This is a genomic window from Halosolutus amylolyticus (assembly GCF_023566055.1).
GTDB classification, from domain to species: domain Archaea; phylum Halobacteriota; class Halobacteria; order Halobacteriales; family Natrialbaceae; genus Halosolutus; species Halosolutus amylolyticus.
The window spans coordinates 234,879-249,922 of the sequence record NZ_JALIQP010000004.1 but is presented as its reverse complement, the minus strand read 5'-3'; the positions used below and the strand labels follow the sequence as shown (position 1 = coordinate 249,922).

At 66.7% G+C, this 15,044-nt stretch carries 14 protein-coding genes and 1 tRNA gene; 10 read left to right on the top strand and 5 right to left on the bottom strand.

The genetic code is table 11. The features are described 5' to 3' along the window. Nucleotides 1-341: 341 nt before the first annotated feature. On the top strand, nt 342-1,277 hold the full coding sequence (locus tag MUN73_RS16535; RefSeq protein ID WP_250141613.1) for a hypothetical protein: 936 nt from the start codon (nt 342-344) through the stop codon (nt 1,275-1,277). A 395-nt stretch (nt 1,278-1,672) separates the two neighbouring features. Here the strand turns inward: MUN73_RS16535 and MUN73_RS16530 are convergent, their stop codons facing one another. Then, nucleotides 1,673-2,437, bottom strand: coding sequence for a hypothetical protein (locus MUN73_RS16530; RefSeq protein ID WP_250141612.1), 765 nt, complete (start codon nt 2,435-2,437; stop codon nt 1,673-1,675). A 160-nt stretch (nt 2,438-2,597) separates the two neighbouring features. Between MUN73_RS16530 and MUN73_RS16525 the strand changes: the two genes are divergently transcribed. After that, nucleotides 2,598-3,362 (top strand): AAA family ATPase, encoded by a 765-nt coding sequence (locus MUN73_RS16525; RefSeq protein ID WP_250141611.1) that lies wholly within the window; start codon nt 2,598-2,600, stop codon nt 3,360-3,362. A 47-nt stretch (nt 3,363-3,409) separates the two neighbouring features. On the opposite strand, the gene MUN73_RS16520 is transcribed toward MUN73_RS16525, so the two are convergent. After that, complete coding sequence (locus MUN73_RS16520) at nt 3,410-4,567, bottom strand: CBS domain-containing protein (RefSeq protein ID WP_250141610.1); 1,158 nt, start codon at nt 4,565-4,567, stop codon at nt 3,410-3,412. A 261-nt stretch (nt 4,568-4,828) separates the two neighbouring features. Between MUN73_RS16520 and MUN73_RS16515 the strand changes: the two genes are divergently transcribed. From MUN73_RS16515 to MUN73_RS16500, 4 genes are all read left to right on the top strand, one after another. Continuing rightward, the gene (locus MUN73_RS16515; protein ID WP_250141609.1) at nt 4,829-5,140 is read left to right on the top strand and encodes a lycopene cyclase domain-containing protein; all 312 of its coding nucleotides are present in this window, start codon (nt 4,829-4,831) and stop codon (nt 5,138-5,140) included. 108 nt (nt 5,141-5,248) lie between these two features. Then, nucleotides 5,249-6,004 (top strand): CAP domain-containing protein, encoded by a 756-nt coding sequence (locus MUN73_RS16510; protein ID WP_250141608.1) that lies wholly within the window; start codon nt 5,249-5,251, stop codon nt 6,002-6,004. Nucleotides 6,005-6,103: 99 nt separating this feature from the next. Beyond that, entirely contained in the window at nt 6,104-6,916 is an 813-nt protein-coding gene (locus tag MUN73_RS16505; protein ID WP_250141607.1) for a YihY/virulence factor BrkB family protein, read from the top strand. A 174-nt stretch (nt 6,917-7,090) separates the two neighbouring features. Beyond that, nucleotides 7,091-7,816 carry a hypothetical protein gene (locus MUN73_RS16500; protein ID WP_250141606.1) on the top strand — a complete coding sequence of 242 codons (726 nt, stop codon included), beginning with the start codon at nt 7,091-7,093 and terminating at the stop codon, nt 7,814-7,816. Between the two features lie 39 nt (nt 7,817-7,855). Here MUN73_RS16500 and MUN73_RS16495 read toward each other — a convergent pair whose 3' ends face one another. Next, nucleotides 7,856-10,042, bottom strand: a complete 2,187-nt coding sequence (locus tag MUN73_RS16495; RefSeq protein ID WP_382181978.1) for an ATP-binding protein — start codon at nt 10,040-10,042, stop codon at nt 7,856-7,858. A 277-nt stretch (nt 10,043-10,319) separates the two neighbouring features. Next, nucleotides 10,320-10,394: transfer RNA gene (locus MUN73_RS16490), tRNA-Val, on the bottom strand. A 181-nt stretch (nt 10,395-10,575) separates the two neighbouring features. Between MUN73_RS16490 and trpD the strand changes: the two genes are divergently transcribed. From trpD to trpG, 4 genes are read left to right on the top strand one after another with little or no spacing between them, the layout of a single operon-like run. Next, nucleotides 10,576-11,604, top strand: a complete 1,029-nt coding sequence (trpD, locus tag MUN73_RS16485) for an anthranilate phosphoribosyltransferase (RefSeq protein ID WP_250141605.1) — start codon at nt 10,576-10,578, stop codon at nt 11,602-11,604. Next, the gene (locus tag MUN73_RS16480) at nt 11,601-12,260 is read left to right on the top strand and encodes a phosphoribosylanthranilate isomerase (RefSeq protein WP_250141604.1); all 660 of its coding nucleotides are present in this window, start codon (nt 11,601-11,603) and stop codon (nt 12,258-12,260) included. The genes trpD and MUN73_RS16480 overlap by 4 nt, the downstream gene beginning before the upstream one ends. Further along, on the top strand, nt 12,257-13,972 hold the full coding sequence (trpE, locus tag MUN73_RS16475; protein ID WP_250141603.1) for an anthranilate synthase component I: 1,716 nt from the start codon (nt 12,257-12,259) through the stop codon (nt 13,970-13,972). The genes MUN73_RS16480 and trpE overlap by 4 nt, the downstream gene beginning before the upstream one ends. Next, complete coding sequence (trpG, locus tag MUN73_RS16470; protein ID WP_250141602.1) at nt 13,969-14,604, top strand: anthranilate synthase component II; 636 nt, start codon at nt 13,969-13,971, stop codon at nt 14,602-14,604. Before trpE ends, trpG begins: the two co-directional genes overlap by 4 nt. Nucleotides 14,605-14,760: 156 nt before the next feature. Here the strand turns inward: trpG and MUN73_RS16465 are convergent, their stop codons facing one another. Continuing rightward, nucleotides 14,761-14,946, bottom strand: a complete 186-nt coding sequence (locus MUN73_RS16465; RefSeq protein WP_250141601.1) for a DUF8029 family protein — start codon at nt 14,944-14,946, stop codon at nt 14,761-14,763. Nucleotides 14,947-15,044 lie beyond the last annotated feature (98 nt).

The window sequence follows — 15,044 nt, the reverse complement described above, 5'->3', positions numbered from 1 at the left end:
TTCGTCGAACGGCCCTGTTACGGAAGATTCATTTTCTCATGCGATCGGGGCTCAGCACTTGCTTCTCGACGCGCCAGTAGGAACGAACGGATCGATTGAAATTCAGTTGCCCATAAAAAGTCAGTCTATGTGTATACCATCGACTATGATCAGACAGGAACACGTGAATATATCTCTCTCGAGACATGGTATCCGAACGCGACCGTTCGACGACCCGGCACGACGCGATCGATAGAACTCAGAACACGTTCACGGGAGAACCGAACGGCGACAACGCAACGCGGAATCAACCGGAACCTCCATCAAGCCTTGAGCGACGATCGGTCCTCAGATTGCTTGGGATGAGCGCGATCCCGATCGTTGCAGGAACCGCCTCGGCGTCGGAGACGAACGACGGATACGGGGTGGGAGGATACGGAACGACTGCGTACGGTGGAACGCAGGACGGAACCGACGGGACCGGCAACGAGGAACCGACAGAAGATGCGCCGCTAGAAAATACGATCCTTTTCGACGGTGTCGGCACCACCGGTGAGAGCCTGTACGAGTTCACCGTTACCGGTGATGTAGAACAATCGACCTACGGCGGCGCGTCCGTCAGTGACGCGGATACGATCGACGGTGGCCGCGTTACCGGGACCGTCACCGGATGGCGCGACGCGTACCGCTTTAGCGGCGACCTCGAAGAACTCACCGTCGACGGGCAGGCGCGCGTTTCCGTCAACGGTGAACGGGTGGATCCGGCCGAATACGGCAGCGAGCAATCGCATGTGGTGACGATCGTCGGTAACGGCACGCACTCGGAATACGACCTCGCCACGGACGGTTCGATCGAGGTGCTCGAAGGCGACGACGCGACGGTCGTCTCCGGGGGGCGCGCCAAAGGGACGATCGAACGCGACGTTCACCGGTACCAGTTGTCAGGTAAACTCGTCGAATTCACGTTCCGCGAGGGCGGCACGCACGTCTACCTCGACGACCAGCGGATCGACCCCGAAGACTACACCGGTGAGGTGACGCTTCCACACGCGATCGTGTTCGACGGAACCGACGCATCGAGCCAGAGCAGGTATTCGTTTACGATCGACGGCGACGTGAGCAAGTCGGAGTACCGGGACGCTTCGATCGACAGGGCGGACACGATCGACGACTCCACCGTCGAAGGCTTCGTCGACGCAGGTGCGGTAGACGCATACTGGTTCGACGGAACGATCGCCGATTTCAAATTGTCCGGTACCGCCGAGGTAGACGTCGAGTACGACGTGCGTCCCCGATAGCAACCGGATTCGGTAGCTACGGACGTCGACAGGCATCGTCTCGTTCGACTCGCGTCAAGGCTCCACCGAGTGCCCTCGTGGTGACCTCCTCCGAGCGCTCCGCCCATCGTCAGCTCGTCGGGAACGATGTTCGTCGATCTCCCGGTCGTCTCAAACTCCTCGTACGATCGGTTCAGCCCTCCTCGCCACTGTCGGCGATAGAGTTCGAAATCGACTCGTGCTCGTGGTGATGCTCGTCGCATCGATGATCGTGAGGCACTCCTAAAGCAGAGAACGTTTCCGCCGTACGGGTTCCGGTCGTGTCTGACCGACCGATATTCGACGACTCGTTTTTGCCGTCATTGGTCGTCGGAGATAGTGCCACGGCGTTCGCTCGAACCAATTCCGGCAACCCGTCACTCGATCGCGTCGTCCGACTCGTCCTGCTCCTCGCCCTCGCCGCGGTGTTCGGCCAGCGCCTCCTGGATCGTCAACTCCCCAGCGGCGACCCGCCGCGCGAGCAGTTCGTCGATCGCCCGGTTCGTCTCGCTCTGCTCGCGCGATCGGTCCCTGATAACCTGGAGTTCCCCCTCGGTGGGGTCGATCGATCGGACGTCGACGACCTCGCCCTCGAGTCGCGCGATGTTGACCGCCGCGAGGACGTCGCCTATCCCGCGCGAACCGGTGCCGAGATAGGGCGTGGTTCCGGTTTCGTCCACGAGTTCGACCCGGACGTCCTCGAGGTCGTTGACCAGCCGCGCCCCCTCGAGGCGGGAGCCGTCGCCGACCCGGACGATCGGGGAGGGTGCGTCGCTCGCCTCCCGCTGGATGACATCGACGGCGTCCGACAGCGGGACCTGGAAGGCGGCGACGACCATCTCGCCCGCTAGCACGGCGATGCCGGGTTTTCGACCGGGATCGACGCCGATGATCGTCCGGCCGCCGTCGCCACGCACCGCGGCCAGGGCCTGGTCGACCGCCCGCCGGGGCGCGTCCGGATCGGCGACGATCGTCGTCACGTCCGCGAAGTCGTCGGCGTGGGCCGCGCCCGTTACGACCACCGCGGTCTCGTCCGGCAATCCTTCACCGGGTTCGACGGTCGTGAACGCGGTTCCCCGGTCGCGAAGTTCGTTGACGACCCCGTGGTACACTTCGAAGTCGTCCGTAGCGACGACGATCACGCTCGTCCTTCGGGACCGGGCCGAATAAACGTACGCGACCCGCCGCGGACCGCCCACCGCGGTGATCGACTCGAGGGGCGTTCCGTTCGCCGGCGGGCCGATCGGACCGCTCGCGATCCGCTTCCGGGGCCTTTTTGCACGCCAGACGCCAACTCGAACCGTGACCGACGAGGCGATCCCGACCGGCTGTGGCCCGGTCGACGAGTTGCTTGGCGGGGGGTTCGAACGCGGGACCGTCACGCAGTTGTACGGTCCGCCAGCGGCGGGGAAGACGAACATCGCGCTCTCGGCCGCCGTCGAGGCCGCCGCCGACGGCGGCACCGCCGTCTTCATCGACACCGAGGGGGTCTCGGTCGATCGGTTCGAGCAGTTGCTCTCGGGCCGCGTCGGGGACGACGCGCCGGCCGACGGGATCGGCGGGATCGACGCGGCCGGGGACGAAGACGCCGACGAGGACGTCGAGGCGGTCGCCTCTCGCATCGTCATCGAGGAGGCGCTCGACTTCGAGGAACAGGCCGAGGCCGTCCGGGACGCCGAGGAGTTCGCCGATCGCGCCGATCTGATCGTCCTCGACAGCGCGACCGGCTTCTACCGCCTCGAACGCACCGGCGAGGGCGACGACGGCGAGGCGCTCCGTCGGGTCGCGCGGCAGGTGACGCACCTCCTCTCGCTCGCGCGCAAACACGACCTCGCCGTCGTGGTGACGAACCAGGTGTTTTCGGATCCCGACGCCGATCGGACCCGCCCGCTCGGCGGGAACACGCTCGAACACTGGACCGGAGCCGTGGTCCGCGTCGAGCGATTCCGCGGCGGGAATCGTCGCGCGACCCTCGAGAAGCACCGATCGAAGGCGGCCGGCGAGTCGGTACAGTTCCGGATCACCGAGTCCGGGATCGAGGGAAGCGAGGACGGCGCGCGTCTGTAGTCGAACGCCGATCGAAAATCCGCTCTCCGTCCGTCGGACGGGCGCGACTACAGTTCGTTGAGTTTCCGCAGGAGTTGGCCGCGGTACTCCTCGTCGCTGGTGACGCCTTTCACTTCGAGGACGTTCCGCTCGAGTTTGTCGAGCGCCACCCGGAACGAGTTCTCCGCGCCGTAGCCTTCGCCGGTGCCGGCGACCTGGCCCTTGTTGGTCCGCAGGCGAATCTGGCAGTAGATCAGCGGCGTGCCGCGGAGTTTCTCCTGGTGTTCCTTGAACCGGACGTGCGCGTGCATGACCTGCATGTCCTGGTACTTGTCGGCGACGTCCTGGATGCTCTCGACGATCGACTCGCGGGAGATCGTATCGAGCAGCGAGATGTTCGTGATCTGGACGTCCATGTGGTCCTCCTCGGTGTAGGTCAGGGCTCGCAGGACGTCCGTCTTGGTGAGGACGCCGATGACGATCCGATCGTCGTCCTGTGGGGTGACCATCAGTCCCGCGTAATCCTGTTCGAGCATCGTCTCGACGGCCGCCTTCACGCTGGTGTCGAGCGTGGTCGTCTCGACGGGGCTGTTCATGATGTCGTAGACGGGGACGTCGAGCAGTCGCTGGGAGTCGCCGACGCGATCGCCGGTCGTCGTCGAGTGGTTCTCGCGGATGACGAAGTCGGCGATGTCGTGGGTCGTCACGACGCCGGTGAGGTAGCCGTTCTCGTTCAACACCGGGAGCCGGGAGATGCCGTGTTCCCGGAGGTGGTTGATCGCCTTTCCGACCCCGTCGTCCTCCTGGAGGGTCACCGGATCGTCGGTGTAGATGTCCTCGACGTCGAGCGTGTCCAGGTTGTCGAGCACCGCCTTGAGGATCGCGTCGTCGGTGATGACGCCCCAGAGGTCGCCGTGTTCGAACACCGGCGCGACCTTCGCGTTGGACTCGATCAGGACCCGCGCCGTCTCCCTGACGTCCTCCTGTCGATCGACCTTGGGGGCCGGCGAGTTCCGACTGGGTTTGATCAACGCCGCTACCTTGGCGTCGTCCTCGACGTGGGACTGGAGGACCTCTCGCTCGCTGATGACGCCCTCGTACTCCCCATCGTCCGTGACGATGATTCCTTTGGGGTTGCCGTTCTCGAAGGTCGAACGGACCTTCCCCATGCGCGTTCCGACGTCGACTTCGATGTAATCCTGGGTGGCGATATCAGCGATATTCATCCTTCTGTCGGGTGTTTGCCCGCGGAGGTATTTAACCTTGGCAAGCATGGGCCGCCGACGCATGCTCACCTGACGGCCGCCTACGAATGCCCACCTGAACCCACTGTGCGCCGGAGACGGTCCCGCGAGTCCCCTCCGGCGAACGCCGCCCGTCGACGGAAACTGCGACCGTGGACCCACGACGGTCGAACTCGGCGCGCCACCCGTGGAATCGATCGCGACCGACGGAGCGCTTTTGCATCGTGTCATCGTACCGGACGTATGGCACCGGACATCAGCGTGCTCGGCCGGTACACGTACCTCGCTACCGAACTGTTCTGGGGCGCCGTCGCCGCCCTCCTGCTGTGGCGCGCCGACGCCCTCCGGAAGGCGGCCGTCACGATCGCCGCCCTGTACCCGATCGCCTACGTCTGGGACCGGTACACGCTCGCAGTCGGCGTGTTCGATATCAAGCTTCGGACCGGGATCGACGTCGCCGGCATTCCGCTGGAGGAGCACCTCTTCATGGCCGTCGTCCCCGGACTCGTCATCGGCATCCACGAGACGATCTTCGGGTCGGATCCGGCAACATAACGAGCGATTGAACGATCACAGGGATGCGTCATTTCAGCGCCGACGGATGTGTCAGCGGCTGCGAGCCAACACGGCACCCTTATTCGATCCCGCCGAAACGATAGCACGATGGCTGGCCGTCACACCGCTCCGTCCGACGGCGACGATCGCGACGACCGCGCCCTCCTGGGATCGGTGGTCCGGTTTCTCGTCGCCGTCCTGCTCCTGTGTGCGATCGTCCTCGGATCGTTCCTGATCGCTCCCCAGTTCGTCGACGACGTCGAGATCGGTGACGTCGAGATCGACTCCCGATCGAACCCCAGTTCGGAGCCCCCGCCGGCCGGCGAGCGCAACCCCGACGTCACGGATCCCGCCGATCCCGGCGTCTCGACGTACGATACCGACGTCGAAACCGTCTCCTCCGATACCGTCGAGGACTTCGTCCACGCCGAAGTGAACGATCGACGCGCCGAACACGGCCTCGACCCCCTCGAGTGGGACGGCACCGTCGCCTCCGTCTCGCGCGCCCACAGCGGGGACATGGCCGATCGAGAGTACTTCTCGCACACGAACCCGGACGGGGAGGGCCCCTACGATCGGTTCACCGCCGTCGACGACTACTGCCAGGGCTACGGCGAGAACATCGCCCTGACGTGGCTCGATCGGCCCGTCGAACGACCCGGCGACGAAGACGACGTCACGGAGTACGAGACCGCCGAAGCCGTCGCGACCGGACTGGTCGACCAGTGGATGAACTCCACGGACCACCGGGCGGCGATCCTCGAAGAACACGACTCGTACGGCTGGGATCGAGCCGGCGTCGGGGTCTACGTCGCGGACGACGGGGCCGTCTACGCGAGCCAGAACTTCTGTCACGAGTGGTAGCCCCGCCCGACGACCGTCACCGCGATGCCCGTGGCGTCGCAACTCCCACGCAGTGCGACGATGTTTCAGGTTCTTGGCGGTGGAGACCGTAGCGCTCCTATGGAGGTTCCGGAGACGCTCACCGCGATCTACAGGACGGCGAGCGATCGCGACATTACGTTCCTGGCGGCCGGGTTCGCCTACTACGCGTTCGTCTCGTTGATCCCGATGGTGCTTCTCGCGCTCGTCGTCGGCTCTCTGCTCGGCGGCGAAGCGACCGCCGAACGACTCGTCGTGGTCGCCGGCGACTTCCTCCCCCCGGCCGGGCAGGAACTCGTCACCGACGCGCTCACGACGGAATCCGGGCGTACCGAGGCGACCGTCGTCGCACTGCTCGTCTCCTCGTGGGGTGCGCTGAAGGTCTTTCGCGGACTCAGCCTCGCGTTCGACAAGGTCTACGACGAAGTCGCCGAGGATTCGCTGGTCGACGAGATCCGCGACGGACTTGCGGTCATCGTCGCGGGTGCCGGCGCGCTCGTGCTGATGGTCGTCCTCGGCACGATCATCGGCTTCGCCGCCGATACGATCCCCTTCGCGGGTGCGCTGAGCTGGCTCACGCTGCTCGTCGGCCTCGTGCTCGTCTTCCTGCCGATCTACTACGTGCTCCCGCCGATCCCGGTCGCAGTGAGCGAGATCCTCCCCGGTGCGTTCTTCGCCGCCGTCGGCTGGACGATCCTCCAGGCCGGGTTCCAGCTCTACGCGGCCAACGCGGGCCAGTACGCGGCCTACGGGGCCGTCGGCGTCGTCCTCCTCTTCGTCACCTGGCTCTACTTCGCCGGCATCCTCATCCTCCTCGGCGCGGTCATCAACGTCGTCCTCTCGCGACCCGCCCTCGCCGAAGAACGGACCGCGGACTCCGTCGCCGGCGACTGATCGCCACGTCGCAGGGGTCGCCTCCCGACCCCGGTCCGCCGCCGATCGCCGGGTCCCGCGACCGACGTTCGATCGGACCGTGCCCACACGATCGGGCGGGGATGGGTCACGTTCGGTAATTGAACAGACTCCGCAGGGGAAACGTTATGATCACGCGGTCGACACACCACGACAATGAGTGACGGACGATCATCCGCGGCCGAGTCCGGACGCGAGTCGGAGTCGTCGGCCGACGAGGGGGACAGTTCCGAACCGGGCGGGGGACCGCAGCGTGTGGTCTCCGAGAAGAGCGTCGACGACATCCTCGACTCCCTGAACGAGACCGACGCGACGAACCCGACGGACGCCACCGAGAGCGACGATGCGGCCACCAGGACGCGACTGGAGGGCGACTACGTCGAGTCCACGCCGGACGAGTCGTCGGTCGAGGACGCTACCGAAGCCCGGGACGATGCGGCAGCGGTCGATGAGGACGTCGACGACACGATCGAGACGGACGACTCGAGTGACGGTCCGACTGACGAATCCGACGATTCGATCGACGACCCCGACGAGCCGGCCGCAGACGCCGCCGAGGACCCGCTCGCGGACCTCGCCGATCGAGTCGAGCGCGGGACCGTCACCGGTGCGGACGTCCGCGCCGCGGAGGCGGGCGAGGGTCGCGAGTCGACGCCGGCGATCGACGACGTGGAACTCACGATGGACGACCTAGCGGAGACGGGGACCTCGACCGGCTCCGGCGGTGGGGCCGACGACCTCGGGGACGACGCCGGCCCGCTCGCGGGGTCGATCGATCCCGACGGCGACTCGGACGACTCCGAAGCAAAGGACGACGACCCGTCCGGCGAGGACGAGTCGACCGGGTTCCTGGGCCGACTCCTCGGACTCTTCTCGCGGTAGGTCGCCGAATCCGGGCGGTTCGACCGGTCGCGATCGCGATTACTGTCGACGTTCACCGACGGGAGAGTCGCGAATGTCGGTCTCGTCGCCGCGCTCGCCCCGTCGCTCCCTCGTCGACTCCGGTTCGACTGCGGGCACCGTGAACGAGAAGGTCGCCCCTTCGCCGGGGTCCGATTCGACCCAGATCTCCCCGCCGTGGCGTTCGACGATCCGTTCACAGAGTGCGAGACCGATGCCAGTGCCGGCGTGGGTCTCGCGGCTGTGGAGTCGCTGGAACACCTCGAAGATGCGCTCCTGGTCGGCCGGGTCGATGCCGATCCCATCGTCGGCGACGGAGACGGTCCACTGCGTTCCGTTTCGTTCGGCGCCGACGTGTATTCGTGGCGACTCCGGCCCGCTGTACTCGATCGCGTTGGACAGGAGGTTCTGGAGCACCTGCTGTAGCTGCCCCGCATCGCCCACGACCCGCGGGAGCGACTCGGCCGTGATCTCGGCGTCAGTCCGATCGATTGTTACCTGGAGGTTCTCGCGGACGTTTTCGAGGACGGCGTCCATGTCGACGGGCTCGAACGCGTCGCCCCGCGTCTCGACGCGCGAGTACTGGAGCAACCCCTCGATCATATCGCGCATTCGATCGGCGCCGTCGACGGCGTACTCGAGGAACTCCGTGCCCTCGTCGTCGAGTTCGTCACCGTACCGGCGCTCGATCAGTTGCAGGTACGTCGACACCATTCGAAGCGGCTCCTGCAGGTCGTGCGAGGCCGCGTAGGCGAACTGCTCCAGGCGCTCGTTGGACACCTCGAGGTCGGCGATCAGTTCCTCGAGTTCCGTCCGGTACTGCTGGCGCTCGATCGCCTCGGCGAGGACGTTGGCGACGCTCTGGACGAACGTGACGTCCTCGTCGGTGAACGATCGGCTATCGGTGTCGTGAACCCCCAGGATCCCCCACGGCTCGTCGAACGGGCCGATGACGGTACTGATACCGCTACGGACGTCGTGATTCGTCAGCAGTTCGGGGCCGCCGAACCGCGTCTCGGTCTCGAGGTCCTCGACCACGATCGGGTGGTCGTTCGCCAGGGTGTAGGCGGCCTGGGAGTCGGCTTCGTCGGCGGACACCGTCTCCGTTCCGACGAGGCCGTCCTGCCACCCGACGCCCTGGCGAAGCAGGAGGGCATCGCCGCGCTCGTCGAGGTCGAGCACTTTGCAGTAGTCGGTGTCGAGAACGGCCGCCACCTGTCGCGTCGCTTCGCGCATGAGTTCGTCGATGTCGTCGGTCTCGAGGGCGAACTGCCCGAGGTCGGCCACGACCTGTTGTTGGCGGGCCCGGTGTTCGAGCACTCGTTCGCGCTCCTTGCGGTCGGAGATGTCGCGGCCGACGCCCGCCAGCACCCGATCGCCGTCGGGCGTCTCGAGCGTCGACGCGGCGAACTCGTAGGGAATGCGATCGCCCTCCTTCGTGAGCAGGGACGCCTCGACCTGGATACTCCCGGTTTCGAACCCGTCCGCGATCGCGTTCGCGATCAGGTCCCGATCGTCCTCTGCGACGAATTCCACCGCGTTCATCGTCGCCACGTCCGCGTTCGAGTAGCCGGTGACCTCGCAGAGACTCCGGTTCCACCGCTCGAGGGAGCCGTCCGCTTCGAGCACGTAAAAGACGTCGTGGATGGCGTCCAGCACGTGATCGGTGTACTGGCGGTAGCGATCGAGGCGTTCGTTCGACTCCCCGAGCATGGTGTTGGCCTCCTCGAGTCGCTGGATCGTCTCTTCGAGTTCCGTCTGGGTTCGTTCGAGCTGCCGGTTTCGGCGCTCGAGTTCCCGCGTTCGGGTTTTGGCCCGGGCGTCGTAGACGCCCACGGCGAAGCCCGCGGCGGTGCTGAGCGCCGTCAGGATCGGCGGTGCCGTCCCCGGGTTTGACACGCTGCCGTCCGGTTGCAGGTGATAGAGGAGGAGGATCCCGGCCATCGTGCCGAACCCGGCGAGACACCAGCGAACGACGTCCGGATAAAATTCGCCGTCGATATCGGACCGCGATACCCAGTAGCTGCCGTAGACGAGCACGAACCCGGGGCCGGCAATCAGGAGCGTGACGATGAGTACGTTCCCGACCGGGACGCCCCGATCGAACTGGACGAGCGCTCGAGCGGCGGCTACCACGACGTACAGCCAACCGAGCGCTTCGATTCCCCGTCTCGCACCGTTCGCGGACAGGTGGCGGTTCTCGCGCACTATACACTCGTATGGCGAGTCGAACTAATGGGAGTTACGTTGCATCTACTGGATCGCGCCCGCGGCGGCTGGACGATCGATCGCGTCCGGCGACCGTCGGCCCCCGGCGATCGGTACGAGACGCGAAGCGATCGTGTTACGGAGCCGATCGCTGGGTTGGGGCAGATTTGAACTACGCCCGAGAACCAGCTCGCGTCGCTCGCAGAACCTCGGTCTAGTTCAAATCTCCCGAACGTAACGAATTTGTGCCTCACGGAATTGTTCGGCGCAAAATTAGTGGGTTGGGGCAGATTTGAACTGCCGGCCTCCTCCATGTCAAGGAGGTGTCATAACCAGACTAGACCACCAACCCGCCTGGTTTCGCTTCCGTGGCGTCCGTCGCCACCTTGTCTGCACTCGTTCGTTGCCCGCCACCGTAATTGAAGGTTTCGAATCGATCGCCGTACGCGAGTCCACCCCACAACCCTCCGACAGCCTTAATAGGATGTACTGATTTGGACATTGTAAGACAACTACGTACATTGGTGTTCACTATGCAGGAGTACGTCAAACGGGTGACCGACGGCGAGGATCTCTCACAGGCAGACGCTCGCGCGGCCTCGACGGCCGTCTTCGAAGACGCGACTGAGGCACAGATCGGCGCGCTGCTGGCAGGACTGCGTGCGAAAGGCGAAACCGAGGCCGAGATCGCCGGCTTCGCGGAGGGGATGCGCGCGGCCGCCCGGACGATCGATCCCGACCGGACGCCGCTGGTCGACACCTGCGGCACGGGCGGCGACGACTACGACACGATCAACGTCTCGACGACGAGCGCGATGGTGGCCGCCGGCGCGGGGGTGCCGGTCGCCAAGCACGGCAACTACTCGGTCTCGTCGTCGTCGGGGAGTTCCGACGTGCTCGAGGAACTCGGCGTCACGCTGGACGTCGAGCCGTCGGCCGTCGAGGCCTCGATCGAGGAGCGGGGGATCGGCTACATGCACGCGCCCGCGTTCCACCCCGCGATGAAGGCCGTCATCGGCCCCCGTCGCGAACTCGAGATGCGGACGATCTTCAATGTGCTCGGCCCCCTGACGAATCCCGCGGGGGCGAACGCACAGGTCATCGGGGTCTACGATCCCGACCTGGCCCCCGTCCTCGCGAACGCGCTCGCGCGAATGGACGTCGATCGCGCGCTGGTCGTCCACGGCGCGGGAACCGACGAGATCGCGATCCACGGCGAGACGGCCGTCGCGGAGGTCGACGGCGAGGACGTCGAGGAGTACACTCTCGAACCGGCGGATCTCGGACTCGCCGAACACGACATCGCGGACATCGCGGGGGGAACGCCGGCGGAGAACGCGGCCGACCTCCGCGGGATCGTCGAGGGGGACGTGGCCGGCGCGAAACGCGACGTCATCCTCGCGAACGCCGGCGCAGCGGTCTACGTCGCGGGCGAGGCCGACTCCCTCCAGGCCGGCGCCGACGCCGCACGGGCGGCGATCGACTCTGGCGACGCGGCGCGGACGCTCGAAAAACTCCGGACGGGACAGGAGCCAACCGTGGCGGACGTGGACGGCCGATGACGCGCGTGAAGATCTGTGGCCTGACCACCGACGACGACCTCGAGACGGCGATCGACGCCGGCGCCGACGCCGTCGGGATCATCTGTGACGTGCCCGTCGACACGCCGCGGGAGGTCTCGCGGGAGCGGGCCGCGGCCCTCGCGGCGGCCGTCCCGCCGTTCGTCACGAGCGTGCTGGTGACGATGCCGGAGACGCCCGGGGAGGCGATCGACCTCGTCGAGGCGGTCGCTCCCGACGCGATCCAGATCCACGGCGGGCTGTCAGTCGAGGAACTCGCCACGGTCCGTGCGGCCGTCGACGCGGAGATCCTGGTGGCGATCGACGCCGACGAGGCCGAGACCGCCGCGCGGTACGACGACGTCGTCGACGCCCTCCTGGTCGATTCGACGAGCGACGACGGTGGCGGCGGAACCGGCGACACGCACGACTGGGAGCGGACCCGGGCCGTCGCGACCGATCTCGACGTGCCGCTGATCCTCGCCGGGGGCCTCACCCCCGACAACGTCGCGGCGGCCGTCCGGACCGTCGATCCATTCGCCGTCGACGTCGCGAGCGGCGTCGAGGCCGAGGGAGGCGTCAAGGACGACGACGCCGTGCGATCGTTCGTCGACCGGGCGACGACCGCCACCCGATCGGTACACACCTCCTCACCATGACCGACTCCGACACCCCCACGCTGGACGTCGATCGAGACGAATTCATCGACCACGCGGGCGGACGCGAGGAGCGCCCGGCGGTCGTCCGCGCCGTCGCGACGTTCGATCTCGATACGTCACCCCTGGCGGCGTACGCCGCGCTCACCGGCCGATCGAACGGGAGCGACCGCGACCGATCGTCGTACGCGTTCCTGCTCGAGAGCGCCGAAAAGACGGCCTCGAGCGACCCGGACGGCGCGTTCCGGCCGAGTTCCGCCGAGGCCGAGCGCCACGCCCGGTTCTCCTACGTCGGCTACGATCCCGAGGCCGTGGTGACGGTCGGCCCCGAGGGAACGACCGTCGAGGCCCTCTCCGCGGACGCCCCGACCGACCTGATCGACCCCGACGTCGAGGGCGATACGATCGACGCGCTCCGGGGTGCGCTCCCCGACGTCCGACTCGCGAACCTGCCGGAACACGATCGCCAGCACCTCGAGGGCGGTCTCGTCGGCTTCATCGCCTACGACGCCGTCTACGACCTCTGGCTCGAGGAGGTGGGTCTCGAGCGGCCCGAATCGCGGTTCCCGGACGCCCAGTTCGTCCTGAACACGAAGACCCTCGCGTTCGACGAACTCGAGGGAACGGTCTCGCTCGTCTTCACGCCGGTACTGGAGGCCGACGACGACCCGAACGCGGTCTACGACGAGCTCCGATCGGAGGCCGCCGCGGTCGCGGACACCCTCCGTGAGGCCGAGCCCCCGGAGACGGGCGGGTTCGTCCGTGACTCGGAAGTCGCCGGGCCGAAAGCCGAGTACGAGGAGAGCGTCCGGCGGGCGAAAGAGCACGTCCTCGACGGCGACATCTACCAGGGCGTCGTCTCGCGGACGCGGGAACTGTACGGCGAGATCGATCCGATCGGCTTCTACGAGGCCATGCGCGACGTGAACCCGTCGCCGTACATGTACCTGCTCGAGCACGACGACCGCACCGTCGTCGGCGCGAGCCCCGAGACGCTGGTCTCTGTGCGCGGGCGCGAGGTCATGGCGAACCCGATCGCCGGCACCTGTGATCGGGGAGCGAGTCCCGTCGAGGATCGCCGACTCGCGGGCGAGATGCTGGCCGACGAGAAGGAACGCGCCGAGCACACGATGCTCGTCGATCTCGCACGAAACGATGTGCGCCGCGTCGCCGAACCGGGATCCGTCCGGGTCGACGAGTTCATGAACGTCCTCAAGTACAGCCACGTCCAGCACATCGAGTCGACCGTGACGGGTGACCTGGCGGCCGACGCGGACGCGTTCGACGCGACCCGCGCCTCGTTCCCCGCCGGAACCCTCTCGGGCGCGCCGAAGATCCGGGCCATGGAGATCATCGACGATCTGGAAGCCAACCCCCGCGGACTCTACGGCGGCGGCGTCGGCTACTACTCCTGGACCGGCGACGCCGACTTCGCGATCGTGATCCGGACGGCTACGGTGGAAGCAGGCGCGGCGCCACGCGCCGCAGGCGAGCGGGAGGGAGAGCCGCGACCCGAGACCGATCGGATCACGGTCCAGGCTGGCGCAGGACTCGTCGCGGACAGCGACCCCGAAGCCGAGTACGAGGAGACCGAGAAGAAGATGGGCGGCGTGCTCGCGGCGATCGAGGCGATCGAACGCGACGGGGCCGAGACGGGTACCGCGAGGGACACCCCGGTTGAGGACCTCGAGACGACCCCGGAGGTGGGCCGATGAGCGCGACGGGCGAGGAGCCAGCCGTCGATTCGACCGCGGAGTCGGACCCGCTCACCGTGCTGTTCGTCGACAACTACGACTCGTTCACCTACAACCTCGTTGAGTACGTCAGCCAGCAGGACGGCACCGAAACCGAGGTCCTGAAGAACACGGCGTCGCTCGACGACGTCCGGGCAGTCGATCCCGACGCGATCGTCATCAGCCCCGGACCCGGCCACCCGAAGAACGACCGCGACGTGGGAGTCTCGATGGACGTCCTCCGCGAGGTCAGTCCCGAGGTGCCGACGCTCGGGGTCTGTCTCGGCCTCGAGGCCGCCGTCTACGAGTACGGCGGCTCGATCGGCAGGGCACCGGACCCGATCCACGGCAAGGCCTCGGCGGTCGACCACGACGGGAAGGGTGCCTTCGACGGCCTCGAGCAGGGCTTTCGCGCGGGACGGTATCACTCGCTGGTCGCGACCGACGTGCCGGACTGTTTCGAGGTGACGGCGACGGCCGACCACGGGACCGAGACGCTCGTCATGGGCGTCCACCACCGCGAGTACCCGATCGAGTGCGTGCAGTTTCACCCCGAGAGCGTGCTCACGGCCGTCGGACACGACGTGATCGAGAACTTCCTCGCGTCGATCTGATCGAACGGCACTATGGACTGTCCTCTCGCGACGTGAACCGAACACGACCGCGCGTCGTCAGGAGAAGCGATACGCGAATCCGACGGGGAGACGGTCCAGAACCGTCTCGTAGTCGGCACGGATCCACGTTGACGCGATGCGATCCGTATCGGACGATCAGACGCCGGGGAGCAGTTCGAGCGTCCCGGTTGCCCAGAGCGCCGCGAGGACGATCGCGGCGACGATGCCGACGCGGATGGCCAGTTTGATCGCGATTCGGATCGCGACGATGGCGACGGCGATGGCAGCGAGCACTGCCAGCGCGAGGAGGATCGCCGAGCCCGATGTCAGTGGTTCGATCATACACCCATCCCCGCACTGAAAGGACGTAATCTTTCTGGATACTGTGACACACTGTCGACGACGAGTGTGTCGATCGCTGACCCGTCGGGTCGAGTCGT